19 protein-coding genes, 1 tRNA gene and 2 pseudogenes are annotated in these 25,799 nt (G+C 69.4%); 18 read left to right on the top strand and 4 right to left on the bottom strand.

Annotated elements, in window-relative coordinates:
• Positions 1-27 precede the first annotated feature (27 nt).
• From FU792_RS12065 to FU792_RS12055, 3 genes are all read right to left on the bottom strand, one after another.
• Positions 28-1,884: a M91 family zinc metallopeptidase gene (locus tag FU792_RS12065; protein WP_022925274.1), complete on the bottom strand. Its 1,857-nt coding sequence runs from the start codon at positions 1,882-1,884 to the stop codon at positions 28-30.
• Positions 1,881-2,894, bottom strand: a complete 1,014-nt coding sequence (locus tag FU792_RS12060) for a hypothetical protein (RefSeq protein WP_161600250.1) — start codon at positions 2,892-2,894, stop codon at positions 1,881-1,883. The genes FU792_RS12065 and FU792_RS12060 overlap by 4 nt, the downstream gene beginning before the upstream one ends.
• A gap of 81 nt (positions 2,895-2,975) precedes the next feature.
• Positions 2,976-4,202 carry a pyridoxal phosphate-dependent aminotransferase gene (locus FU792_RS12055; RefSeq protein WP_028131069.1) on the bottom strand — a complete coding sequence of 409 codons (1,227 nt, stop codon included), beginning with the start codon at positions 4,200-4,202 and terminating at the stop codon, positions 2,976-2,978.
• A gap of 146 nt (positions 4,203-4,348) precedes the next feature.
• On the opposite strand from FU792_RS12055, the gene FU792_RS12050 reads away from it, so the two are divergent.
• The 5 genes from FU792_RS12050 to rplA all read left to right on the top strand — a co-directional run bounded on the left by FU792_RS12050 (position 4,349) and on the right by rplA (position 7,109).
• Positions 4,349-4,421: transfer RNA gene (locus FU792_RS12050), tRNA-Trp, on the top strand.
• Positions 4,422-4,482: 61 nt separating this feature from the next.
• Positions 4,483-4,728, top strand: a complete 246-nt coding sequence (gene secE / locus FU792_RS12045) for a preprotein translocase subunit SecE (RefSeq protein WP_022925278.1) — start codon at positions 4,483-4,485, stop codon at positions 4,726-4,728.
• A gap of 58 nt (positions 4,729-4,786) precedes the next feature.
• Positions 4,787-5,650: a transcription termination/antitermination protein NusG gene (gene nusG / locus FU792_RS12040; RefSeq protein WP_022925279.1), complete on the top strand. Its 864-nt coding sequence runs from the start codon at positions 4,787-4,789 to the stop codon at positions 5,648-5,650.
• A 200-nt stretch (positions 5,651-5,850) separates the two neighbouring features.
• Entirely contained in the window at positions 5,851-6,279 is a 429-nt protein-coding gene (rplK, locus tag FU792_RS12035; RefSeq protein ID WP_022925280.1) for a 50S ribosomal protein L11, read from the top strand.
• A gap of 113 nt (positions 6,280-6,392) precedes the next feature.
• Positions 6,393-7,109 carry a 50S ribosomal protein L1 gene (gene rplA / locus FU792_RS12030; RefSeq protein ID WP_022925281.1) on the top strand — a complete coding sequence of 239 codons (717 nt, stop codon included), beginning with the start codon at positions 6,393-6,395 and terminating at the stop codon, positions 7,107-7,109.
• Positions 7,110-7,375: 266 nt separating this feature from the next.
• Here the strand turns inward: rplA and FU792_RS12025 are convergent, their stop codons facing one another.
• Positions 7,376-8,680: an MFS transporter gene (locus FU792_RS12025; RefSeq protein WP_022925282.1), complete on the bottom strand. Its 1,305-nt coding sequence runs from the start codon at positions 8,678-8,680 to the stop codon at positions 7,376-7,378.
• A gap of 304 nt (positions 8,681-8,984) precedes the next feature.
• Here FU792_RS12025 and rplJ point away from each other — a divergent pair, with 304 nt between their 5' ends.
• From rplJ to rplW, 13 genes and pseudogenes are all read left to right on the top strand, one after another.
• Positions 8,985-9,617: a 50S ribosomal protein L10 gene (rplJ, locus tag FU792_RS12020; RefSeq protein ID WP_022925283.1), complete on the top strand. Its 633-nt coding sequence runs from the start codon at positions 8,985-8,987 to the stop codon at positions 9,615-9,617.
• A 79-nt stretch (positions 9,618-9,696) separates the two neighbouring features.
• Positions 9,697-10,092 (top strand): 50S ribosomal protein L7/L12, encoded by a 396-nt coding sequence (gene rplL / locus FU792_RS12015; protein WP_022925284.1) that lies wholly within the window; start codon positions 9,697-9,699, stop codon positions 10,090-10,092.
• 411 nt (positions 10,093-10,503) lie between these two features.
• Positions 10,504-13,976: pseudogene (rpoB, locus tag FU792_RS12010) on the top strand (DNA-directed RNA polymerase subunit beta).
• 105 nt (positions 13,977-14,081) lie between these two features.
• Positions 14,082-18,007: pseudogene (locus FU792_RS18550) on the top strand (DNA-directed RNA polymerase subunit beta').
• A 380-nt stretch (positions 18,008-18,387) separates the two neighbouring features.
• Positions 18,388-18,762, top strand: a complete 375-nt coding sequence (gene rpsL, locus FU792_RS12000; RefSeq protein ID WP_022925287.1) for a 30S ribosomal protein S12 — start codon at positions 18,388-18,390, stop codon at positions 18,760-18,762.
• Complete coding sequence (gene rpsG / locus FU792_RS11995) at positions 18,762-19,232, top strand: 30S ribosomal protein S7 (RefSeq protein WP_022925288.1); 471 nt, start codon at positions 18,762-18,764, stop codon at positions 19,230-19,232. The genes rpsL and rpsG overlap by 1 nt, the downstream gene beginning before the upstream one ends.
• 54 nt (positions 19,233-19,286) lie before the next feature.
• Complete coding sequence (fusA, locus tag FU792_RS11990; RefSeq protein WP_022925289.1) at positions 19,287-21,389, top strand: elongation factor G; 2,103 nt, start codon at positions 19,287-19,289, stop codon at positions 21,387-21,389.
• A 114-nt stretch (positions 21,390-21,503) separates the two neighbouring features.
• Positions 21,504-22,697, top strand: coding sequence for an elongation factor Tu (gene tuf, locus FU792_RS11985; RefSeq protein WP_022925290.1), 1,194 nt, complete (start codon positions 21,504-21,506; stop codon positions 22,695-22,697).
• Between the two features lie 146 nt (positions 22,698-22,843).
• Positions 22,844-23,533 carry a hypothetical protein gene (locus FU792_RS11980; protein ID WP_022925291.1) on the top strand — a complete coding sequence of 230 codons (690 nt, stop codon included), beginning with the start codon at positions 22,844-22,846 and terminating at the stop codon, positions 23,531-23,533.
• Between the two features lie 286 nt (positions 23,534-23,819).
• Entirely contained in the window at positions 23,820-24,128 is a 309-nt protein-coding gene (gene rpsJ, locus FU792_RS11975) for a 30S ribosomal protein S10 (RefSeq protein WP_006946210.1), read from the top strand.
• 17 nt (positions 24,129-24,145) lie between these two features.
• Positions 24,146-24,811 carry a 50S ribosomal protein L3 gene (gene rplC, locus FU792_RS11970; RefSeq protein ID WP_022925292.1) on the top strand — a complete coding sequence of 222 codons (666 nt, stop codon included), beginning with the start codon at positions 24,146-24,148 and terminating at the stop codon, positions 24,809-24,811.
• Between the two features lie 7 nt (positions 24,812-24,818).
• Positions 24,819-25,466: a 50S ribosomal protein L4 gene (gene rplD, locus FU792_RS11965; protein ID WP_022925293.1), complete on the top strand. Its 648-nt coding sequence runs from the start codon at positions 24,819-24,821 to the stop codon at positions 25,464-25,466.
• Positions 25,463-25,768, top strand: coding sequence for a 50S ribosomal protein L23 (gene rplW / locus FU792_RS11960; protein ID WP_022925294.1), 306 nt, complete (start codon positions 25,463-25,465; stop codon positions 25,766-25,768). The genes rplD and rplW overlap by 4 nt, the downstream gene beginning before the upstream one ends.
• Positions 25,769-25,799: the final 31 nt, after the last annotated feature.

Raw genomic sequence — 25,799 nt, 5'->3', positions numbered from 1 at the left:
CCGAGGAGAGAGTGAGCCCTGCTCGACTCAGTACCACTCGCGGCGCGGTACGCCGATCTCGTCGCGGAAGCCGTTCTCCGTGAGGTCGAAGTCGTAGTCGTCGCCGTTCCCCTCCGGCACCACGCTCGTGTCCCAGTCCAGGCCGACGTTCTGCCGCTCGATGAGGGGCTGGCCGTTCTCGTCCACGTAGCGCTCGCCGGTGGCGGGGTCGGTCCAGTGCTCCGACCCACCACCTTGGGACCGGAACTGGTTGATGTGCCCCATCTCGTGGAAGAGCACGACGACGGGCGGCTTTCCGGACCAGCCGTTGGGGTCGGTGGAGTTGTTGATGCTGCCCTGGTAGTCGGGATTGATGGTGATCGAGTAGTCACCGGGGGCGCCGTGGCTGGCATAGCCGTTCTGCTCGTCGAACTCCCGGATGACGACCTTGTCCTTGCCCATCCCGAGGAAGCCGGACTCGTCGTAGTGGCGCCCCTGGGCCTCGAGCATGGTCTGCCCGGTCTCGCTGGACGCCATCATCTGCAGGTCGGCCAGGATCCGCTGCTGGAAGGCGTCGCTGCCGTCGACCTCGAACTCCAGCCACCGGGTGTAGTGCTCCTCGGAGGGGATCTCGATGGTGATGCGCTGCTCGCCGTCCATCGTGTCGTGGTCCTCGCCGGTGACCTTGTCGGTGCCCTGGCCGCCGGTGAAGGAGTCGGTGCCGGACCCGGCATACATCGTGTCGTCACCGGCGCCACCATGGCCGGTGTCGTCGCCGGACCCGCCGGAGACGATGTCGTCGCCCTGCCCGGCGAAGAGCTGGTCGTCCCCGGTGGCCCCTTCGAGGTAGTCGTTGCCCTCCCCGCCGGAGACGACGTCTTCCCCGCCCATGCCGTAGAGGATGTCGTTGCCCAGACCGCCGAAGACCCGGTCGTCGCCACCCCCGCTGTCGACGTCGTCGTCGTCGGCCCCTCCGTGCACGGTGTCGGAGCCGGAGCCGAGCTCGAGGGTGTCAGCACTCTCCCCGCCGAAGGCCTCGATGTCGCCCTCGGCCTCCTGGGCGGACACGGTGTCCTCCCCCTCACCCCCGGAGAAGCGCAGGTCCACGTCCGTCCCGGCGGGCACGGTGATCGTGTCGCTCCCGCCGCCGGTGTTGATGACGACCTCCTGACCGGCGGGGATGCGCACCTCCTCGACCACGCACTGGGTGTCGGTGTAGTAGGTGACCGTCAGCACCGTCTCACCGGTGTCCGGGTCGACGGTGACCGTGATGGTGTCGTCGCCCTTGCCGGTGGTCACCGTCGTCGTGTCGCCCAGCGTGGTCTGCATCGGCCCGTAGGACTCGTCCTCGGGAGGGTCCCAGTCCGGTGTGCCCTCGGCCGGTCCGGCCCAGGCGTTGGCGATGGCCCGGGCGCGCTGACCGACCGAGTCCAGCGAGGAGGCCCGCGTGCCCAGCGTCTCGCGCAGGTCGCCCACGATGGTCCGGGCCCGGCCTTGCTCGGTGGCGATCTCGCCCGGTCGATCTGCGTCGTCGGGCCAGCTGAACGTGACCGAGCCCCCTGACCTCGACGCACTGGAGCAGGCGCCGCTGGCCCGGACGTAGCTCGAGTCCAGGTCGTTCTGCGCCGTGTCCAGGTCCGTGTCGATCTGCTGCAGCACCTGCTCGATCTTCCCCGCCTGTGTGCCCGCGTCGTCGAGCGCGGCCTTCAGCCGCGGCGCGTAGCCGAGGTAGGACTCGGCGCTGGCCCCCTCCCAGTGCTCGGCCAACCCCTCCCGTGTCGTGCTGACCGCCGTGGCCTGGCCCGTCAGGGTGCTCGCCAGGGAGCTGAACCGTCCGCGGGCGTCGACCAGCCACCCGTCCTCGGCCTCGAGGTCCCACACGTCCTCGACCGTGATGCTCTTCATCGCTCACCCCCGGGGAGCATGATCGGCTCGCTGCACACGAGGGCGGTGTCCTGCGCGTCGGCCGCGATCGTCGACGCATAGGGCTCCTCCTGGCCCGCGGGAGGCCCCGGCGCGATCTGCACGCAGACCTCGAGGCGTCTCGCCGCGCCGGGGTCGGCGAGCGGTGACTCGGTGACAGTGATCGTCTCGCTCCCGCTCGGTAGGTCCGTCCGGAGCTCCAGGGGCACGAAGGCGGTGTCCTCGGCGGAGGCTCCCGGCTCGACCGTCGTGCTGGCTGCGCGGTGCACCTCGTTCGGCAGCACCCCGTCAGGTATGCCGAAGACCTGCTTCGACAGGCGCACGATGTCGTCCTCGCTCCCCGCGCTGACCCACACCCCGGCCGGCGCCTGTGCCGCCGAGCGAGCCTGGGACGCCGCCCGGTCCTGGGCGACCTTGATCGGCTCTGCGCCCTCGTTGGTGACGGTGTAGGAGACCAGGACTCCCTCGAGGCCGCTGGTGAAGCCCTCGGGTGCGGTGGCGGTCTCCGCGGTCGCGGTAATGGAGGCGGTCAGGTCCACGTCGGTCGGGGCGGCCGACCGACCGGCGACCTCCGTGGTCGGTTCCTCCTCGCCTACGTCCGACGTGCTGGTCTGCTGCTGGCTGGTCGGCATGTCGTCCCCCGTGGTGACGCAGGCGGTCAGGGTCAGTCCGAGGACCATCGTCGCGGCGAGCTGGTGGCGCGCAGCAGTCATACCGACCCCGGTGCCGGGGGGACGTCCGCCCCCGCCGCCACCGCCGCCGGCATCGTCGGTGGCGTGGTCGAGCTGGCGCGAGGACTGCTGGAGGTAGTGCCCGTCCGTCGCCAGGGTCGACCCCAGCCGTCCCGTCGCGCGCAGCAGCTCGGCGACGGCATCGTCGAAGGCCGCGGCGACACCCGACCCGTCGGCCCGCCCCAGAGCGGAGGACGCGAAGCTGCGGTAGCCGCCGAGAGCGGTGTCGCTCTCCTGCACGTCCGTCGCGCACGTCATCATCGTGTTGCCCGCCTCGTTAAGGCGTGCCGGATCCCCACCTACCACGTCGATACCTCCCTCGCGAGGGAGTCTAGCGAAGGATCAGCGTGCCTCGGCCAGCAGCGCCTGGATGCGCCCGACGCCCTCCTTGAGGTCGGCGTCGCCCAGCGCATACGACAACCGCAGGTATCCGCTCGGCCCGAACGCCTCGCCCGGCACGACCGCGACCTCGACCTCGTCCAGGATGAGGGCCGCAAGCTCGACCGAGGTCTGCGGCGTGCGGCCGCGTATCTCCTTGCCCAGGACCCCCTCGACCGAGGGGTAGGCGTAGAAGGCGCCCTGGGGGACGGGGCACTCGACACCGTCGATCTCGCTGAGCATGTCGACGATGAGTCGCCGGCGCCGGTCGAAGGCGGCCCTCATCTCCTCGACGGCGTCCAGCGGGCTCTCCAACGCCGCGATCGCGGCGCGCTGCGAGACGTTGGCGACGTTGGAGGTCGCGTGGCTCTGCAGGTTGGTGGCGGCCTTGATGACGTCCGTCGGCCCGATCATCCAGCCGACCCGCCAGCCGGTCATCGCGTAGGTCTTGGCCACGCCGTTGAGCACGACGCAGGTGTCGGCGAGCTCGGGCACCACCACGGGCATCGACGGCGCCTGCGCCCCGTCGTAGAGCAGGTGCTCGTAGATCTCGTCGGTGACCACCCAGATGCCGTGCTCCAGCGCCCAGCGCCCGATCGCCTCGACCTGGTCGCGCGGGTAGACCGCACCGGTCGGGTTCGACGGCGAGCAGAAGAGCAGCGCCTTGGTCCGGTCGGTCCGCGCGGCCTCCAGCTGCTCCACGGTGACGAGGTATGCCCCGGCCTCGGCGTCCGCGCCGGCGAAGACCTCCATCGGGCTGCCGCCCGCGAGCCGGATCGCCTCCGGGTAGGTGGTCCAGTATGGGGCCGGCAGGATGACCTCGTCGCCCGGGTCGAGCAGCGCGGCGAAGGTGTTGTAGACGGCCTGCTTGCCACCGTTGGTGACGAGCACGTTCGCCGGCTCCACCTCATACCCGGAGTCGCGGCGCGTCTTGGCGACGATCGCCGCCTTCAGCGCCGGCAGGCCGCCCGCGGGGGAGTAGCGGTGGTTGACGGGGTCGGCGCACGCCGCCACCGCCGCCTCCACGACGTAGTCGGGGGTGGGGAAGTCGGGCTCGCCGGCGCCGAAGCCGATCACCGGTCGACCCTCGGCCTTGAGTGCCTTGGCCTTGGCGTCGACCGCCAGGGTGGCGGACTCGGCGATGGATCCGATTCGAGTGCTGATGCGGGTCTGCTCGCTCACGCGCACCATCATGTCACCGTCGCTTCACGCCACGTCAGCCCCGTGCCCGTCGTTGCACGCCGCACGAGCCGTCACGTATGCTCATCGTTCGGGTGTTCGCACCGTGCGCCAGCCTGCCCCCCAACGGCAGGGTGCCGCCCGTGACCATCCGGTGAAGGGCAATAGCTCAATTGGTAGAGCACCGGTCTCCAAAACCGGCGGTTGGGGGTTCGAGTCCCTCTTGCCCTGCGTGACCGACAGGCAGCCTGCCTGCCGTGACCACCCAGACCTGCGAGAAGGAGGGCGACCTGTGGCGAACCCCGCCCGCGACACCGACGGTGCCGCTCGCAGCCAGGCCGGCCCCGGCCCGTCCGGCCGCCCGGCGACCTTCGTCGAGCAGGTCATGGCCGAGCTGCGCAAGGTCGTCCAGCCGACCCGCAACGAGCTCATCACCTACACGATCGTCGTGTTCGTCTTCGTGCTCGTGATGATGGCCTTCGTCTTCGGCCTGGACCAGCTGTTCCAGTGGCTGGTCGGTCTCGTCTTCGGGGCCTGACCGCCACTCGGTGCCGGCACCGCGCCGGGCCACAGAATCGACATTGAGGAAGTAGGGCATGTCCGAGCAGACCCCCGACCACGACGAGGTCACGGCCGAGCAGTCCGTGCAGGACGCCGACGTCGAGGCCGCCGAGCGGCACGACGGCGAGCCCGCTGCCGACCCCGTGGAGGAGGCCGTCTACGGCGAGGACGACCAGGTGAGCACCGAGGACGCCGCCGTGGAGGCCGACGCGACCGAGCAGGCCACCGCGGATCCGGCCCAGGACGAAGCCGAGGAGGAGGCCGAGGTCGTCGACCCGCTCGAGGAGTTCACCTCGGTGCTGCGCGGCAAGTACGGCGACTGGTTCGTCATCCACTCCTACGCCGGCTACGAGAACCGGGTCAAGCACAACCTGGAGACCCGCATCACCAGCCTCAACATGGAGGACTACATCTTCGAGGTGGAGGTCCCCATGGAGGAGGTGACCGAGATCAAGAACGGCCAGCGCAAGCAGGTGCGTCGCGTGCGGATGCCCGGCTACGTGCTGGTCCGGATGGAGCTCACCGACGAGTCCTGGGGCGCCGTCCGGCACACCCCTGGCGTCACCGGCTTCGTCGGCAACGCGCACCAGCCGGTGCCGCTCTCGATCGACGAGGTCGTCTCGATGCTGGCCCCGGTCTTCGACACCCCGAGCCCGGCTGCGGCCGCCACCGCCGACTCCGGCGCCGAGAGCGGCGACAGCGGTGCGGGTCGCCCGGCCCAGCCGCAGGTCGACTTCGAGGTCGGCGAGTCCGTCACCGTCATGGAGGGCCCGTTCGAGACCCTGCCCGCGACGATCTCCGAGATCCTGCCCGAGAGCAACAAGCTCAAGGTGCTCGTCTCCATCTTCGGCCGCGAGACCCCCGTCGAGCTGGCCTTCAACCAGGTCGCCAAGCTCTAAGTGGTCAGGGGGCTCCGCCCCCCGACTGACTCCCGCAGTTGCTGCGCCCCGAGGGGCGGCTGCGCCGCGGGGGAGCGGGCTTCGCCCGCACAACTTCACAGATGTCCGAGGCCGTGGACGGCCTCGGATCACGAAGACGCCGTCTTCGTGATGCAACCGGGTCATCGCCCAGGGCGTCGGCCCACAACCAAGGAGAGCACATGCCCCCCAAGAAGAAGGTCTCCGGCTTCATCAAGCTGCAGATCCAGGCCGGCGCCGCCACCCCGGCCCCGCCCGTCGGCCCCGCGCTGGGTCAGCACGGCGTCAACATCATGGAGTTCGTCAAGGCCTACAACGCTGCGACGGAGTCCCAGCGTGGCAACGTCATCCCGGTCGAGATCACGGTCTACGAGGACCGCTCGTTCACCTTCATCACCAAGACCCCGCCGGCCGCCGAGCTCATCAAGAAGGCCGCGGGCGTGGGCAAGGGCTCGGGTGAGCCGCACAAGACCAAGGTCGGCACGCTGACCGACGCGCAGCTCACCGAGATCGCCGAGATGAAGATGGCCGACCTCAACGCCAACGACGTGGACATGGCCAAGCGCATCATCGCGGGCACCGCCCGGTCGATGGGCATCACCACCAGCTGAACCTCCGGGGTATGCCTCCGCCCGCCGGGCGGACGGCCTACCACGAACCCTGTGGCAGGGCCCGCTTCGGCCCGTCCGACCACAGCTCCACCACTCATCACGAGGAGTCACACATGAAGCGCAGCAAGGCCTACCGCGCCGCGGCGGACAAGCTCTCCGAGGGGTCGTTCTACACCCCCCGCGAGGCGATCCGCCTGGCCAAGGAGACCTCCACCACGAAGTTCGACCCGACCGTCGAGGTCGCCCTGCGCCTGGGCGTCGACCCGCGCAAGGCCGACCAGCTGGTCCGCGGCACCGTCAACCTGCCCGGCGGCACCGGCAAGACCGCCCGCGTCCTCGTCTTCGCCAACGGCGACAAGGCGCAGGCCGCCCTGGACGCGGGCGCCGACCACGTCGGCTCGGACGACATGATCGAGAAGGTGTCCGGCGGTTGGACCGACTTCGACGCCGTCGTCGCGACCCCGGACCTCATGGGCAAGGTCGGCCGGCTGGGCAAGGTGCTCGGCCCCCGCGGCCTCATGCCGAACCCCAAGACCGGCACCGTCACGATGGACACCGGCAAGGCCGTGTCCGACATCAAGGGCGGCAAGATCGAGTTCCGCGTGGACAAGCACAGCAACCTCCACTTCATCATCGGCAAGACCTCCTTCGACGAGGCGACCCTGGCCAGCAACTACGCCGCCGCGATCGAGGAGATCCTGCGGCTGAAGCCGGCCAGCTCCAAGGGCCGCTACGTCACCAAGGCGACCATGTCGACGACCATGGGCCCCGGCATCCCGATGGACCCGGCCCGCGTCGGCAGCGTCCTGGAGACCGCGCCGGCCGAGTGACCAATCGCTGAGCGACGCGACGCCCCCGGAGAGCCTCGGCTCCCGGGGGCGTCGTCGTTCGTCCCCCCTCGACCTGGGCAATGTTGTGCACCACAGGCAGCCCTCTCGACGGGGTCTGCCGGGCATACCCTTGCCCAGGTCTGGGTAGGAGCAAGCAGCCTTCTCGGCGCATCGGGTGCATACCCAGGCCCAGGTCGGCCGTGCGGCGCAGGTCGGCGGGGGATGGCGTGTGCGATGCCTAGCCTTGCCCAGGTCGGGCCGGGGACTCAGCGGCGCGAGACCTCGGGCAGGCGCCAGGAGACGACCGCGCCCAGCAGCCCCAGGACGGCGAGGAAGACCAGCGCGGGCACCGTGCCGAGGGTCGCCAGGCCCGCGCTGATCGCGCCGGTCACCAGCAGGATGACGCCCATCGCCGTGTTCGAGACGGCGACGTAGCGGGTGCGCCGGTCGCCCTCGGCGACGTCCACGACATACGTCTTGCGCGCCACCCGGACGCCGACGTGCACCAGGCTGAGCAGCAGGTATGCCGCGACCAGCGACGCCAGGAGTGCTGCCGAGCCCGGCGGGAGCGCGAGCACGGCGGCGACGGCGAGCAGGACCACGACGGACGCCACGAGCGCCCCGACGACCATGACCAGCCGGCTGGACCGGTCGGCGAGCCCGCCGAAGACCCGGCCGCCGACCACCGAGGCCACCCCCTGCGCGATGACGAAGGACCCCAGGCCGCTGAGCAGGCCGGCGCCGCCGGCGCCCACGGCGAGCGACACCAGGAAGGGCGGCGCGAGCGCCGAGACGAGCAGCAGCCCACGGGCCAGCACGAAGTGCCGGAAGGCCGCGTCCTGCCGCAGCAGCTGCACGGTCTCGGTCCACCACGGCTCCCGCGCGTCCTCGGGATCCTGCGGGCGTTCGGGGATGCCGGCATACACCACCACGGCGATCGCCCACATCAGCGATGCTCCCAGGAGGAAGGCCGCTAGCACCGGCGCCCCGAGGTCCGGGCCCAGCAGGTGCAGCGTGACCCCGATGACCAGCGCCGCCGCCCCGGACACCATGGTCGCCGCGCCGGTGACCTGCCCGCGCTGCCCCTTGGGCACCGTGCGCCCCTGCACGTCCTTGGCCGCCATGGAGCACAGGCACCGCGCCAGCGCGAAGAGCGCGAGGGCGAGGAGCACCGCGAGCCCCGCGATGATCCCCTCCAGCAGCAGGGCCGCGCCGGCCATCGCGACCGTCGCCAGGGCCTGGCCGCCCGCGCCGACCATCCAGACCCGGGTGCGCCGTCGGTGCGCCACCACCCACGGGGTCAGGGCGGCCTGCGGCAGCATGGACCCGGACTCGCGGATCGGGACGAGCAGCCCCACCAGCGCGGCCGGTGCTCCCACCACCGCCAGCAGCCAGGGCAGCACCGTCTTGGCGTTGACCACCTGGTCGCCGATGCTCTGCAGGGCGCCCGCGGCGATGAGCCGCAACCCGCCCCGGCTCACCCGCTCGGTCCCGCCGAAGTCGTCCTCGGCCTCCTGGTCCGCGGAGACGAACCGGTGGTACCACCGCTCCCACGTCGACTGCTCGCTCACCGCACCATGGTGCCCAACGCGCCGGCGGCCGCTGCGGCCGGCTCCGGGGATTTGGGCGCACCCCCGGTATGCCGTAGCCTGGAGGCATACCCAAGACCGCCGGTTGTCGGTGTGCCCGGAGCGCGAGAGCGAGCCGGAGGCGCCGACCGAAGGTCCTGACCACGTCGGGGCGCCAGCGCAGGTGTGATCAGAGCTCTGCTCGCCGGCCTTCGCCGGAGAACCTCGAGCCCCGGTGCGCCTGCGCCGGGGCTCTCGTCGTGCCAGGCCATGGGGTAGCCGGCACCACGACGTGAAGGAGGCCAGTATGGCGACGCCCGAGAAGGTTGCTGCCATCGCCGAGCTGACGGAGAAGTTCCGCAGCTCCGGTGGGGCCGTGCTCACGGAGTACCGCGGGCTGCGGGTGAGCCAGATCACCGAGCTGCGCGCCTCCATGCGTGAGCACGCCACCTACGCCGTGGTGAAGAACACGCTGACCAAGCGTGCTGCTGCCGAGGCCGGCATCGACGGCCTCGACGAGCACCTCCAGGGGCCCACGGCCATCGCCTTCGTCACCGGTGACCCGGTGGAGGCGGCCAAGGGGCTGCGTGACTTCGCCAAGGCCAACCCGGCCCTGGTCATCAAGGCAGGCGTCCTCGACGGCAAGTCGCTGACGCCCGACGAGATCACCACGCTCGCGGACCTCGAGTCCCGCGAGGTCCTGCTGGCCAAGCTGGCGGGTGCCATGAAGGGCAACCTGTCCAAGGCCGTCGGCCTGTTCGCCGCCCCGATGTCCACGACCGCCCGGGTCGTGGAGTCGCTGCGCGCGAAGGTCGAGGAGCAGGGCGGGTCCGCCGCCGCGACCGAGTCGGCGCCCGCCGACGAGGCCGACACCACCGCCGAGGCAGCCGAGCCTGCCGAGGCGACCACCGACGTCGCCGAGGGTGGCGACGAGAGCTGACCGCACCGGCTCCGGCCACCGCGATCAGCACATTCATCACAACGCCACTCACGGCACACAACAGGAAGGAACGCCCATCATGGCGAAGTTGAGCACCGAGGAGCTCCTGGAGCAGTTCAAGGAGATGACCCTCATCGAGCTGTCCGAGTTCGTCAAGGCCTTCGAGGACACCTTCGAGGTCACCGCTGCTGCCCCGGTCGCCGTCGCGGCGGCCGGCGCCCCGGCTGCGGGCGGCGGCGACGCCGGCGGCGCTGCCGAGGAGCAGGACGAGTTCGACGTCATCCTCGAGGCGGCCGGCGACAAGAAGATCCAGGTCATCAAGGAGGTCCGCGCGCTGACCTCCCTCGGCCTCAAGGAGGCCAAGGACCTGGTCGACGGGGCCCCGAAGCCGGTCCTGGAGAAGGTCGACAAGGAGGCCGCCGAGAAGGCCAAGGAGCAGCTCGAGGGCGCTGGCGCCACCGTCACGCTCAAGTGAGCCCGGCGGGACCTGCGGGTATGCCGTAGGTCCCGGCCGCTCCACTCCGCCGAGGGCGGGGTCGCGCATCGTCGATGCGGGGCCCCGCCCTCGGTCGTCCCCGGTGTCTCCGTGCCGGAGGTGGTGCACGGACACGACGCGCGAGGTCCCCGTGTGCTTGACGAAGAGGCCTGCGAGGAGGACGATCGGGGGCGCGGGGCTCGTGGGCGGGCGAGTTGGACTCTCGGGGGAGGGGCGTGTAATGTAGTACTTTGCGCTGCCCTACCTCTGCCCTCGATCCCGCCGAAGAGATCGGTGCGCGCGCCGGCCGGTCCGTCGCTGCGCTTGACACCGACACTTCGTGCTGCGTTCTGCGAGCAGACGGGCGACGCCTGACCGCCGCACACATTTAGGCCCGTGGAAGGACCATCCTTGGCTGCCTCGCGCACTGCGAAGAAGACTGTGTCCACCGCTCAGACGCCCTCCGGCCGGCTGAGCTTTGCGAAGATCCGGGAGCCCCTCGAGGTCCCGGACCTTCTCGCCCTCCAGACCGACAGCTTCGACTGGCTGCTCGGCAACGAGGCCTGGCAGGCGCGGGTCGCCGACGCCGAGGCCGAGGGGCGCGACGACATCCCCACCACCTCCGGTCTGGAGGAGATCTTCGAGGAGATCTCGCCGATCGAGGACTTCTCCGGCTCCATGTCCCTGAGCTTCCGGGACCACCGGTTCGAGGAGCAGAAGTACTCCGTCGAGGAGTGCCAGGAGAAGGACATGACCTACTCCGCCCCGCTCTTCGTGACGGCCGAGTTCATCAACAACTCCACCGGTGAGATCAAGAGCCAGACCGTCTTCATGGGCGACTTCCCGCTCATGACGCCGCGCGGCACCTTCATCGTCAACGGCACCGAGCGCGTGGTCGTCTCCCAGCTCGTGCGCAGCCCGGGCGTCTACTTCGAGCGCAGCCTCGACAAGACCTCCGACAAGGACGTCTACTCCGCCAAGGTCATCCCGAGCCGCGGCGCGTGGCTCGAGTTCGAGGTCGACAAGCGCGACCAGGTCGGCGTCCGCGTCGACCGCAAGCGCAAGCAGAGCGTGACGGTGCTGCTCAAGGCGCTGGGTTGGACCAACGACCAGATCCTCGAGGAGTTCGGCGACTACGAGTCGATCCGCCTCACCCTGGAGAAGGACCACACCACCGACCAGGACGAGGCGCTGCTCGACATCTACCGCAAGCTGCGCCCGGGCGAGCCGCCGACCCGCGACGCGGCCGAGGCGCTGCTCAACAACCTCTACTTCAACCCCAAGCGCTACGACCTGGCCAAGGTCGGTCGCTACAAGATCAACAAGAAGCTCGGCCTGCAGGCCCCGCTGTCGGAGTCGGTGCTGGGCACCGACGACATCGTCGCCACGATCAAGTACCTCGTCGCGCTGCACGCCGGCGAGGAGCAGGTCGGCTCCCCGACCGGCGAGGTGCCGGCCGAGGTCGACGACATCGACCACTTCGGCAACCGTCGCCTCCGCAGCGTCGGCGAGCTCATCCAGAACCAGGTGCGCACCGGCCTGTCCCGGATGGAGCGGGTCGTGCGCGAGCGGATGACGACCCAGGACGTCGAGGCGATCACGCCGCAGACCCTGATCAACATTCGGCCGGTCGTCGCCTCCATCAAGGAGTTCTTCGGCACCAGCCAGCTGTCCCAGTTCATGGACCAGAACAACCCGCTGTCCGGGCTGACGCACAAGCGGCGGCTGTCGGCGCTGGGACCGGGTGGTCTGTCCCGCGACCGGGCCGGCATGGAGGTGCGCGACGTGCACCCCAGCCACTACGGCCGCATGTGCCCGATCGAGACCCCCGAGGGTCCCAACATCGGTCTCATCGGCTCGCTGGCCTCCTACGGACGGATCAACCCCTTCGGCTTCGTCGAGACCCCCTACCGGCGGGTCGAGGACGGCAAGGTCACCGATGTCGTCGACTACCTGTCCGCCGGCGAGGAGGACCGCTTCGTCATCGCCCAGGCCAACGCCAAGCTGGACGACGACGGCACTTTCCTCGACGACCGGGTGCTCGTGCGTGCCCGTGAGGGCGAGGCCGTGGACGTGCCCGCCTCCGAGGTGGACTACATGGACGTCTCCGCGCGCCAGATGGTGTCCGCGGCGACCGCGATGATCCCCTTCCTCGAGCACGACGACGCCAACCGTGCGCTCATGGGTGCCAACATGCAGCGGCAGGCGGTGCCGCTGGTCCGCGCCGAGGCCCCGCTCGTGGGCACCGGTATGGAGCACCGCGCCGCGCTCGACTCCGGCGACGTCGTGCGGGCCGCCAAGGCCGGCGCCGTCCAGGAGGTGTCCGCCGACCTGGTGACCGTGGCGAACGACGACGGGACCTACCAGTCCTACAAGATCAACAAGTTCACCCGGTCCAACCAGGGCAACTGCTACAACCAGCAGGTGCGGGGGACGTCGGCGAGCACGTCGAGGCCGGCCAGCTCCTCGCCGACGGTCCCGCGACCGACGGTGGCGAGATGGCGCTGGGCCGCAACCTGCTCGTGGCCTTCATGCCCTGGGAGGGCTACAACTACGAGGACGCGATCATCCTCTCCCAGCGTCTGGTGCAGGACGACGTGCTCTCCTCGATCCACATCGAGGAGCACGAGATCGACGCCCGCGACACCAAGCTGGGTCCGGAGGAGATCACCCGGGACATCCCGAACGTCTCCGACGACGTCCTCGCCGACCTCGACGAGCGCGGCATCATCCGCATCGGTGCCGAGGTCCGCGACGGCGACCTGCTCGTCGGCAAGGTCACGCCCAAGGGCGAGACCGAGCTGACCCCGGAGGAGCGCCTGCTGCGCGCCATCTTCGGCGAGAAGGCCCGCGAGGTCCGCGACACCTCGATGAAGGTGCCGCACGGCGAGACCGGCACGGTCATCGGTGTCAAGGTCTTCGACCGCGAGGACGGCGACGAGCTGCCCCCGGGCGTCAACCAGCTGGTGCGGGTCTACGTCGCCAACAAGCGCAAGATCACCGACGGCGACAAGCTCGCCGGCCGCCACGGCAACAAGGGCGTCATCTCCAAGATCCTGCCGGTCGAGGACATGCCCTTCCTGGAGGACGGCACGCCGGTCGACGTCGTGCTCAACCCGCTGGGTGTGCCCGGCCGCATGAACATCGGCCAGATCCTCGAGTTGCACCTCGGCTGGGCCGCGGCCCAGGGGTGGTCGATCGAGGGTCAGCCGGAGTGGGCCGAGCTCATCCCGGACGACGCCCGCAGCGCCGAGCCGCGCACCCGCGTGGCCAGCCCGGTCTTCGACGGCGCCCGCGAGGAGGAGATCGTCGGTCTGCTGGACTCCACCACGCCGACGCGTGACGGCCAGCGCCTCATCGACTCCAGCGGCAAGACCAAGCTGTTCGACGGCCGCTCCGGCGAGCCCTTCCCGGACGAGATCTCGGTCGGCTACATGTACGTCCTCAAGCTGCACCACCTCGTGGACGACAAGATCCACGCCCGCAGCACCGGGCCGTACTCGATGATCACCCAGCAGCCGCTGGGTGGTAAGGCGCAGTTCGGCGGCCAGCGCTTCGGTGAGATGGAGGTCTGGGCCCTGGAGGCCTACGGCGCCGCCTACGCGCTGCAGGAGCTCCTGACGATCAAGTCCGACGACGTCACCGGACGGGTGAAGGTCTACGAGTCGATCGTCAAGGGCGACAACGTCCCCGAGCCCGGCATCCCCGAGTCCTTCAAGGTGCTCATCAAGGAGATGCAGTCGCTGTGCCTGAACGTCGAGGTCCTGTCCTCCGACGGCAGCCAGATCGACCTGCGCGAGTCGGACACCGAGGTGTTCCGCGCGGCCGAGGAGCTCGGGATCGACCTGAGCCGGCGCGAGCCCAGCTCGGTCGAAGAAGTCTGAGGTATGCCGCCGCGGCCACCACGCGACGTGGGACGGCCGCGGCGGACCCCTCCACCGCATACCTGCACCTAACGCTCTTCACGAGATCACGAGAGAAGGAATCACGTGCTCGACGTCAACTTCTTCGACGAGCTGCGGATCGGCCTGGCCACGGCCGAGGACATCCGCACCTGGTCCCACGGCGAGGTCAAGAAGCCGGAGACCATCAACTACCGCACCCTCAAGCCCGAGAAGGACGGCCTCTTCTGCGAGAAGATCTTCGGCCCGACCCGGGACTGGGAGTGCTACTGCGGCAAGTACAAGCGGGTCCGCTTCAAGGGCATCATCTGTGAGCGCTGCGGCGTCGAGGTGACCCGGGCGGGCGTCCGGCGCGAGCGGATGGGCCACATCGAGCTCGCCGCCCCGGTCACCCACATCTGGTACTTCAAGGGTGTCCCGAGCCGGCTCGGCTACCTGCTCGACCTGGCCCCGAAGGACCTGGAGAAGGTCATCTACTTCGCGGCCTACATGATCACCTCGGTCGACGAGGAGGGTCGTCACCAGGACCTGCCCAGCCTCGAGGCACAGATCCAGACCGAGAAGAAGGCGCTGGAGAACCGCCGTGACTCCGACGTGGAGGAGCGGGCCAAGAAGCTCGAGACCGACCTGGCCGAGCTGGAGGCCGAGGGTGCGAAGTCCGACGCGAAGCGCAAGGTCAAGGACGGCGCCGAGCGGGAGATGAACCAGATCCGCCGCCGGGCCGACGCCCAGGTCGAGCGCCTGGAGCAGGTCTGGGACCGGTTCAAGAACCTCAAGGTCCAGGACCTCGAGGGCGACGAGATCCTCTACCGCGAGATGCGTGACCGCTTCGGCATGTACTTCGAGGGCGGGATGGGTGCCGCGGCGCTGCAGAAGCGGCTGGAGAGCTTCGACCTCGACGCCGAGGCCGAGTCTCTGCGCGAGACCATCGCGACCGGCAAGGGCCAGCGCAAGACCCGCGCCATCAAGCGGCTCAAGGTCGTCACCAGCTTCCTGCAGACCAAGAACGAGCCCGCCGGCATGGTGCTGGACTGCGTCCCGGTCATCCCGCCGGACCTGCGCCCCATGGTGCAGCTCGACGGTGGACGCTTCGCGACGTCGGACCTCAACGACCTCTACCGCCGCGTCATCAACCGCAACAACCGCCTCAAGCGGCTACTGGACCTGGGCGCGCCGGAGATCATCGTCAACAACGAGAAGCGCATGCTGCAGGAGGCCGTCGACAGCCTCTTCGACAACGGCCGCCGTGGCCGTGCCGTCACCGGGCCGGGTAACCGGCCGCTGAAGTCGCTGTCCGACATGCTCAAGGGCAAGCAGGGCCGGTTCCGGCAGAACCTGCTCGGCAAGCGCGTCGACTACTCCGGCCGTTCGGTCATCGTCGTCGGCCCGCAGCTGCGGCTGCACCAGTGCGGTCTGCCCAAGCAGATGGCGCTGGAGCTCTTCAAGCCGTTCGTCATGAAGCGGCTGGTCGACCTCGACCACGCGCAGAACATCAAGTCCGCCAAGCGGATGGTCGAGCGTGGCCGCAGCGTCGTGTGGGACGTGCTCGAGGAGGTCATCACCGACCACCCCGTGCTGCTCAACCGCGCCCCCACGCTGCACCGTCTCGGCATCCAGGCCTTCGAGCCGCAGCTGGTCGAGGGCAAGGCGATCCAGATCCACCCGCTGGTCTGCACCGCCTTCAACGCCGACTTCGACGGCGACCAGATGGCGGTCCACGTGCCGCTGTCCGCCGAGGCCCAGGCCGAGGCCCGCATCCTCATGCTGAGCTCCAACAACATCCTCAAGCCGGCCGACGGTCGACCGGTGACCATGCCCACCCAGGACATGATCATCGGGCTGTTCCACCTGACCTCGGAGAGCACCCGGGGCGAGGCCGGCTCGGCCTACCTCGTGGACGAGGACGGCGAGCAGCACCTGCGCAGCTTCGGCTCGGTCGCGGAGGCGCGCATGGCCTTCGATGCCGGCCAGATTGAGCTTGGCAGCCGGATCCGGCTGCGGCTCAACCAGACCGCGACCCCGGAGGGCTTCGAGCTGCCCGAGGGAGCGGAGGTCAGCGAGGACGGTGTCGTCGACACCTTCGTCCTGGAGACCACGCTGGGCCGGGCGCTGTTCAACGACGCGCTGCCGCGAACTACGCCTACATCGACGACGTCGTGGACAAGAAGCGGCTCTCCGCGATCGTCAACGACCTCGCTGAGCGCTACACCAAGGTGCAGGTCGCGGCCAGCCTGGACTCGCTCAAGGACGCCGGCTACCATTGGGCGACCCGGTCGGGCACCACGGTGGCGGTCTCCGACGTGCAGACGCCGGAGCGCAAGACCGAGATCCTGTCCTCCTACGAGGAGAAGGCGGCGAAGGTCCAGCTCCAGTACGAGCGCGGTCTGATCACCGACGACGAGCGCCGGCAGGAGCTCATCGAGATCTGGACGCAGGCGACCAACGAGGTGGCCAAGGAGCTCGAGACCTCGATGCCCAAGGACAACACCATCTACCGGATGGTGACCTCGGGTGCGCGAGGCAACTGGTTCCAGCTGCGGCAGATCGCCGGGATGCGCGGCCTCATGGCCAACCCGAAGGGCGAGATCATCCCGCGTCCAATCAAGTCCAACTTCCGCGAGGGCCTGTCGGTGCTGGAGTTCTTCATCTCCACGCACGGTGCCCGCAAGGGTCTGGCGGACACCGCGCTGCGGACCGCCGACTCGGGCTACCTCACCCGCCGCCTGGTGGACGTCAGCCAGGACGTCATCATCCGCGAGGACGACTGCGGCACCGACCGTGGCTTCGTCATGCCGATCGCCCAGGCCGGCGCCGAGGGTGGTCTGCGCGAGCACGACGACGTCGAGACCGCGGTCTACGCCCGCGTCCTCGCCGCCGACGTGGAGGTGGACGGTGAGGTCCTGGCCCAGGCGGGGATCGACCTCGGCGACGTGGTCATCGACAAGCTCGTGGCCGCCGGCGTCGAGGAGGTGAAGGTCCGCTCGGTCCTCACCTGCGAGTCCCTGGTCGGCACCTGCGCCAAGTGCTACGGCCGCTCGCTGGCCACCGGCAAGCTGGTCGACATCGGTGAAGCCGTCGGCATCATCGCGGCCCAGTCCATCGGTGAGCCCGGGACACAGCTGACGATGCGCACCTTCCACACCGGTGGTGTGGCCGGTGACGACATCACCCAGGGTCTGCCGCGTGTGGTCGAGCTCTTCGAGGCCCGCACCCCGAAGGCGGTCGCCCCGATCGCCGAGGCGACCGGCCGGATCGAGGTCGAGGACACCGACAAGACGCGTCGGCTGCTGCTCACCCCTGACGACGGCAGCGACGAGCACGCCTACCCGGTCAGCAAGCGCGCGCGCCTGCTGGTCTCGGACGGTGAGCACGTCCAGGTCGGCACCCAGCTCGTGGTCGGTGCGATCGACCCCAAGCAGGTGCTGCGCATCCTCGGCCCCCGGGCCACCCAGCAGCACCTGGTCGACCAGGTGCAGGGCGTCTACCGCCAGCAGGGTGTGTCGATCCACGACAAGCACATCGAGGTCATCGTGCGGCAGATGCTGCGCCGGGTGACGATCATCGAGGCCGGCGACACCGAGCTGCTGCCGGGCACGCTCGCCGAGCGCGGTCGCTTCGAGACCGAGAACCGACGGGTCGTCTCCGAGGGCGGTCGTCCCGCCTCGGGCCGTCCCGAGCTCATGGGCATCACCAAGGCCTCGCTGGCGACCGACTCCTGGCTCTCCGCGGCCTCCTTCCAGGAGACCACCCGCGTCCTCACCGAGGCCGCGATGGAGGCCAAGAGCGACCCGCTGCTGGGTCTGAAGGAGAACGTCATCCTCGGCAAGCTGATCCCCGCGGGGACCGGGCTGACGCGCTACCGCAACCTGACGGTGGAGCCGACCGAGGAGGCCAAGGCCGCCGCGTACGCCGTCCCGGACTACGAGGACTTCGACTACGCCGGCACCTTCGGCCAGGGCAGCGGCGAGGCCGTCCGTCTCGACGACGTCCCCGTGGACGAGCCGCGCTACTGACGCGAGGACCGGTCGGCGCCACGCGTCGACCGCGCACGCCACGGGCGGGTATGCCGAGCACCGGCATACCCGCCCGCGGCGGTCCTGCGAGGATTTGTCCGCGTGCCGCGAGGCCGGTACTCTGGAGAGTCGTGCGTGGGCTAGGTCCTGCGCACGCGTCGGCGCCTCGCGCCGGCACCCATCTCTCGCCGGGCAGTCCGCCCGGCCCTGGCCCCGCACGACCGGGCGTCCGGGCGCCGGGCGGGAAGTGCAGGGGAGAGCAGCGTGTCCGACACGCCCGACCTCGGGTGTCGAAGACAGGCCCAACCCTAGGAGCGTGACCCGCGGGGCCGGCACGGCCGCGCGGCGAGCGAGGACCAACGACGACTGACGGAGACTCAGTGCCTACGATCAACCAGCTTGTCCGCAAGGGCCGGCAGGACAAGGTCAAGAAGACCAACTCCCCGGCCCTCAAGGGCAACCCGCAGCGCCGAGGCGTCTGCACCCGCGTCTACACGACCACCCCCAAGAAGCCGAACTCCGCCCTGCGCAAGGTCGCCCGTGTGCGCCTCACCAGCGGCGTCGAGGTCACGGCCTACATCCCGGGCGTCGGTCACAACCTCCAGGAGCACTCGATCGTGCTCGTCCGCGGCGGCCGGGTGAAGGATCTCCCCGGTGTCCGCTACAAGATCATCCGCGGGTCCCTGGACACCCAGGGCGTCCGGGGCCGCAACCAGGCCCGGTCCCGCTACGGCGCCAAGAAGGAGAAGAAGTAATGCCTCGTAAGGGCCCCGCTCCGAAGCGCCCCCTGATCAACGACCCGGTCTACGGCTCGACCCTCGTCACCCAGCTGGTCAACAAGATCCTGCTGGACGGCAAGAAGGCGACCGCCGAGCGCATCGTCTACGGCGCCCTCGAGGGCTGCCGGGCCAAGACCGGCACCGACCCCGTGCAGACGCTGAAGCGTGGGCTGGACAACGTCAAGCCGGCGCTGGAGGTCAAGTCCCGCCGCGTCGGTGGTGCGACCTACCAGGTCCCGATCGAGGTCAAGCCCGGCCGCAGCACCACGCTCGCGCTGCGCTGGCTCGTCGGCTACTCCCGGCAGCGCCGCGAGAAGACGATGACCGAGCGCCTCATGAACGAGATCCTCGACGCGAGCAACGGTCTGGGTGCCGCGGTCAAGCGCCGCGAGGACACCCACAAGATGGCCGACGCCAACAAGGCGTTCGCGCACTACCGCTGGTAAGCGACACCGCGGTTCACCCCCTCCCGACGAAGACCCGACCAGAGAAGAGAGACTGTGGCACTCGACGTCCTCACGGACCTCAACAAGGTCCGCAACATCGGCATCATGGCGCACATCGATGCCGGCAAGACGACGACCACCGAGCGGATCCTGTTCTACACCGGCATCAACTACAAGATCGGTGAGACGCACGACGGCGCCTCCACGATGGACTGGATGGAGCAGGAGCAGGAGCGTGGCATCACGATCACCTCCGCCGCGACGACGACGTTCTGGAAAGACAACCAGATCAACATCATCGACACCCCGGGGCACGTCGACTTCACGGTCGAGGTGGAGCGGTCCCTGCGCGTGCTCGACGGTGCCGTCGCCGTCTTCGACGGCAAGGAGGGCGTCGAGCCGCAGTCCGAGACCGTCTGGCGGCAGGCGGACAAGTACGACGTCCCCCGCATCTGCTTCGTCAACAAGATGGACAAGCTCGGGGCCGACTTCTACTTCACCGTGCAGACCATCAAGGACCGCCTGGGGGCGACCCCGCTGGTGATCCAGCTGCCGATCGGCGCCGAGAGCGACTTCATCGGTGTCGTCGACCTCATCAAGATGCGTGCCCTCACCTGGCGCGGCGAGGTCGCCAAGGGTGAGGACTACGTCGTCGAGGACATCCCCGCCGACCTTCAGGCCAAGGCCGAGGAGTACCGCGAGACGCTCGTCGAGCAGGTCGCCGAGGCCACCGACGAGCTGATGGAGAAGTACCTCGAGGAGGGCGAGCTCACCGAGGAGGAGCTGGTCGCCGGCATCCGCGCGATGACCGTCAACAGCCAGGCCTACCCGGTCATGTGCGGCTCCGCCTTCAAGAACAAGGGTGTCCAGCCCATGCTGGACGCGGTCATCTCCTACCTGCCCTCCCCGCTGGACGTCCCGCCGATGATCGGCCACGACCCCAGCGACGAGAGCGTCGAGCTGACCCGTCGCCCCGACTCGACCGAGCCGTTCTCCGGCCTGGCCTTCAAGGTGGCGACGCACCCGTTCTTCGGCACGCTGACCTACGTGCGCGTCTACTCGGGCAAGATCGACGCCGGTCAGCCCGTCTACAACGCCACCAAGGGCCGCAAGGAGCGCATCGGCAAGCTGTTCCAGATGCACTCCAACAAGGAGAACCCTGTCGGCACCGCGTCGGCCGGGCACATCTACGCGATGATCGGCCTCAAGGACACGACCACCGGTGACACGCTCTCGGACATGAACCAGCACATCGTGCTGGAGTCCATGAGCTTCCCGGAGCCGGTCATCCACGTGGCGATCGAGCCCAAGACCAAGGGCGACCAGGAGAAGCTGTCCACCGCGATCCAGAAGCTGGTCCAGGAGGACCCCACCTTCACCGTCCGGCTGGACGAGGAGACCGGTCAGACCGTCATCGGCGGGATGGGCGAGCTGCACCTGGACGTCTTCGTGGACCGCATGAAGCGCGAGTTCAAGGTCGAGGCCAACGTCGGCGCCCCGCAGGTCGCCTACCGCGAGACCATCAAGAAGGTCGTGGAGAAGTACGACTACACCCACAAGAAGCAGACCGGTGGGTCGGGTCAGTTCGCCAAGGTCCAGCTGACCTTCGAGCCGCTGGACACCGCGGAGGGCGAGCTCTACGAGTTCGACAACTCGGTGACCGGTGGGCGTGTCCCCAAGGAGTACATCCCCTCGGTGGACCAGGGCATCCAGGACGCCATGCAGGTCGGCATCCAGGCCGGCTACCCGGTGGTCGGCATCAAGGCCACCCTGCTGGACGGCGCCTACCACGACGTCGACTCCTCGGAGATGGCGTTCAAGATCGCCGGCTCGATGGCCTTCAAGGAGGCCTCTCGCCGCGCCAACCCGGTGCTGCTCGAGCCGATGATGGCCGTCGAGGTCCGGACCCCGGAGGACTACATGGGGGACGTCATCGGCGACCTCAACTCCCGCCGTGGCCAGATCCAGTCCATGGAGGACATCTCCGGTGCCAAGGTCGTCAAGGCCGTGGTGCCGCTGTCCGAGATGTTCGGGTACGTTGGTGACCTCAGGTCCCGGACCCAGGGTCGTGCCAACTACACGATGCAGTTCGACTCCTACGCCGAGGTTCCCAAGAACGTCGCCGAGGAGATCATCAAGAAGGTCCGCGGCGAGTGAGCCCGCTCACTCCGTCCGCGGAGTGATGGACCGAGCAACACCCATCCCAGACGTCGGCACCGGCACCGAGCCGGTGACGACTGCACATCCCGAGTCCAACAGGAGGACACGAAAGTGGCGAAGGCCAAGTTCGAGCGGAGCAAGCCGCACGTCAACATCGGCACCATCGGTCACATCGACCACGGCAAGACCACCCTCACGGCTGCCATCTCCAAGGTGCTGCACGACAAGTACCCGGAGTTGAACCAGGCCTCGCCCTTCGACTCCATCGACAAGGCGCCCGAGGAGAAGCAGCGCGGGATCACGATCTCGATCGCGCACATCGAGTACCAGACGGAGAAGCGTCACTACGCGCACGTCGACTGCCCCGGTCACGCCGACTACGTCAAGAACATGATCACCGGCGCGGCCCAGATGGACGGTGCGATCCTCGTGGTCGCCGCCACCGACGGCCCGATGCCGCAGACCAAGGAGCACGTCCTCCTGGCCCGTCAGGTCGGCGTCCCCTACATCGTCGTGGCGCTGAACAAGGCCGACATGGTCGACGACGAGGAGATCATGGAGCTCGTCGAGATGGAGGTCCGCGAGCTGCTCTCCTCCTACGAGTTCCCGGGCGACGACCTGCCGGTCGTCAAGGTCTCCGCGCTCAAGGCGCTGGAGGGCGACGAGGAGTGGGCCAACACCATCCTCGAGCTCATGGACTCCGTGGACGAGTACATCCCGGAGCCGGAGCGCGACCTGGACAAGCCGTTCATGATGCCCGTCGAGGACGTCTTCACGATCACCGGTCGTGGCACCGTCGTCACCGGTCGTATCGAGCGCGGCATCCTCAAGGTCAACGAGGAGATCGAGATCGTGGGTATCCGCCCCGGCTCGAGCAAGACGACCGTCACCGGCATCGAGATGTTCCGCAAGCTGCTCGACGAGGGCCGTGCGGGTGAGAACGTCGGCCTGCTGCTGCGTGGCACCAAGCGCGAGGACGTCGAGCGCGGCCAGGTCATCGTCAAGCCCGGCACCATCACCCCGCACACCGAGTTCGAGGCGCAGGCCTACATCCTGTCCAAGGACGAGGGTGGCCGGCACACGCCGTTCTACGACAACTACCGTCCGCAGTTCTACTTCCGGACCACGGACGTCACCGGTGTCGTGCACCTGCCCGAGGGCACCGAGATGGTCATGCCCGGCGACAACACCGACATGAAGGTCGAGCTGATCCAGCCGATCGCCATGGAGGAGGGCCTGATGTTCAACATCCGCGAGGGCGGCCGCACCGTCGGTGCCGGCCGGGTCACCAAGATCCTCGAGTGATCTGACCCCTCACGGTCGCGAAGGCCCCCGTCATCCGTGACGGGGGCCTTCGCGCGTCCCGACCAGGACCGGCCGGCGCCGGGACGACACGACGTCGTCGCACTACAGTGCCGGACGGTGGACCGCTCCCGAGTCCAGGAGGCCTCGTGCTCGTCTGGTATGCCGCCTACGGGTCCAACCTGCACCGCGGCCGCTTCCTGCGCTACCTGCAGGGCGGTCGACCCGACGGGGCGCACCGCACCTACGCGGGCGCCCGTGACGCCGCCGCGCCGCGGGACGACGTCGCCTACCACCTGCCCGGACAGCTCCGGTTCGGGTGGACCTCGCCCACGTGGGGCGGGGGGATCGCCTTCTACGAGGCGAGCGGTGGCGAGGGGCGGCCGTCCGGGGCGGAGCCGGAGGAGGGGGAGGGCCCGGAGGTCCTGGCCCGCGCCTACCTCCTCACCGACGAGCAGTTCGCCGATGTCGTCGCCCAGGAGATGCGGCGTGCCCCCGGCGCCGCGCTCGACCTGACGCCGACCTTGCGCGCCGGGCGGCACGCGTACGGCCCGGGGCGCTACGAGACGGTGCACCACGTGGGTGACCTCGAGGGCCGTCCCGTCCTCACCTTCACCGCGGACCGCCCGACCGACCTGTCGGAGAACGCCCCGGCCCCGGCCTACCTCCGCACCATCGCGAGCGGGCTCGTGGACGCGCACCGGCTCAGTCTCGACGAGGTGGTGAGGTACCTCCGACGCAGCCCGGCGGTGGGTGCCGCGTGGACCCCGGGAGAGCTGACCGAGCTGCTGGGGGAGGGGAACACCCTCGCCGGGCCGCCCCCGCCAGGGTCGATTTGAGGTGCTGCCGCGCTTCGTGGCACACTAGACAGGTTGCTTGGCGCGCGGCGTGCACCCATGTGCGCGTCGCCGGCCGTCCAGCACGCATCCCTGACACGGACGCGGGCGACGGCAGCGCCGGCCCCGGCCGAGCCGGGCACGGACACCGCCCAGATCGATGGAGAGATCCATGGGTGACGTCCGCGGGAGGCGCGACACGCCCGACCGCGGGGGTCGGTGGCCACCCGTGCCCGACGGTCGGCCCACGAATGTTCCAGATGGACGACGAGAGAGAGTCAGACAAGCGATGGCGGGACAGAAGATCCGCATCCGGCTGAAGTCGTACGACCACGAGGTCATCGACAGCTCGGCGCGCAAGATCGTTGACACGGTGACCCGTGCCGGCGCCACCGTGGTCGGCCCGGTGCCGCTGCCGACGGAGAAGAACGTCTTCTGCGTCATCCGGTCGCCGCACAAGTACAAGGACAGCCGCGAGCACTTCGAGATGCGCACCCACAAGCGGCTGATCGACATCGTCGACCCCACCCCCAAGGCGGTCGACTCCTTGATGCGTCTCGACCTCCCGGCGGACGTCAACATCGAGATCAAGCTGTGAGTGTGACGACGATGACTATGGCAACCACTGCATCGACCACGACGCGCACCCTCAAGGGCGTCCTCGGCGAGAAGCTCGGCATGACCCAGGTCTGGGACGCCGAGAACCGCCTGGTCCCGGTCACGGTCATCAAGGCCGGTCCGGCCGTCGTCACCCAGGTGCGCAACGCCGAGACCGACGGCTACGACGCGGTCCAGATCGCCTTCGGGGCGATCGACCCGCGCAAGGTGACCCAGCCGCTCAAGGGGCACTTCGCCAAGGCCGGGGTCACCCCCCGCCGGCACGTCGCCGAGCTGCGCACCGCCGACGCCGCCGACTACGAGCTCGGCCAGGAGATCACGGCCGAGGCCTTCGAGGGCGGCCAGAAGGTGGACGTCACCGGCACCACCAAGGGCAAGGGCTTCGCGGGCGTCATGAAGCGTCACGGCTTCTCCGGCGTCGGCGCCTCGCACGGGGCCCACCGCAACCACCGCAAGCCGGGGTCCATCGGTGGCTGCGCCACCCCGGGCCGCGTCTTCAAGGGCCTGCGCATGGCCGGCCGCATGGGCGGCGAGCGCCAGACCACCTCGAACCTGACCGTCCACGCCGTGGACGCGGACAAGGGCCTGCTGCTCATCAAGGGTGCCGTCCCCGGCCCCCGCGGCGGCGTCGTCCTCGTGCGCACGGCCGCGAAGGGTGCGTGAACCAGCTATGACCACCATCACCATCACCAAGCCCGCAGGCGGTGACGCCGGCACCGTGGACCTGCCCGCCGAGCTCTTCGACGTGCAGACCAACGTGCCGCTCATCCACCAGGTCGTCGTGGCGCAGCTCGCCGCGGCGCGCCAGGGCACCCACGCCACCAAGACCCGCGGCGCCGTCCGCGGCGGTGGCCGCAAGCCCTACCGCCAGAAGGGGACCGGTCGCGCCCGTCAGGGCTCGACCCGGGCGCCGCAGTTCGCCGGCGGTGGCACGGTCCACGGGCCGCAGCCGCGCAGCTACGCCCAGAAGACCCCCAAGAAGATGAAGGCCGCCGCCCTGCGCGGTGCGCTGTCCGACCGGGCGCGGCACGGGCGTATCCACGTCCTGTCCGCCCTCGTCGAGGGGGAGGCCCCGTCGACGAAGACCGCCCGCACGGCGCTGCTGGCGCTCTCGGACCGCCCGAACTTCCTCGTGGTCCTGGACCGCGCGGACGAGCTCGGTCTGCGCAGCGTGCGCAACATGGCCGAGGTCCACGTGCTCTTCGTCGACCAGCTCAACACCTACGACGTGCTGTGCGCCGACGACGTGGTCTTCACCCAGGCGGCCCTGGACACCTTCATCTCCGGCCCCGCCGCGACTGCCGAGGAGACCGAGTGAGCACTGCATTCAGCACCCAGAAGGACCCGCGGGACATCCTGCTCTCGCCGGTCGTGTCGGAGAAGTCCTACGCGCTGCTCGACCAGGGGAAGTACACCTTCCTGGTCGACCCCCGCGCCAACAAGTCGGAGATCAAGAAGGCCGTCGAGTCGATCTTCGACGTCAAGGTCTCCTCGGTGCACACGATGAACCGCCAGGGCAAGGCCCGCCGCACCCGCTTCGGCATGGGGCGGCGCAAGGACACGAAGCGGGCCATCGTCACGCTCCGTGAGGGCTCCATCGACATCTTCGGCACGCTCTGAGCGCCGGGACACGAGAAGCTAGAGGACTTTC

It is taken from the genome of Serinicoccus marinus DSM 15273, from assembly GCF_008386315.1.
Classification (GTDB): Bacteria; Actinomycetota; Actinomycetes; order Actinomycetales; family Dermatophilaceae; genus Ornithinicoccus; species Ornithinicoccus marinus.
Note: the sequence above shows the minus strand (reverse complement) of the source record. Positions and strands in the feature narration are given on the sequence as shown.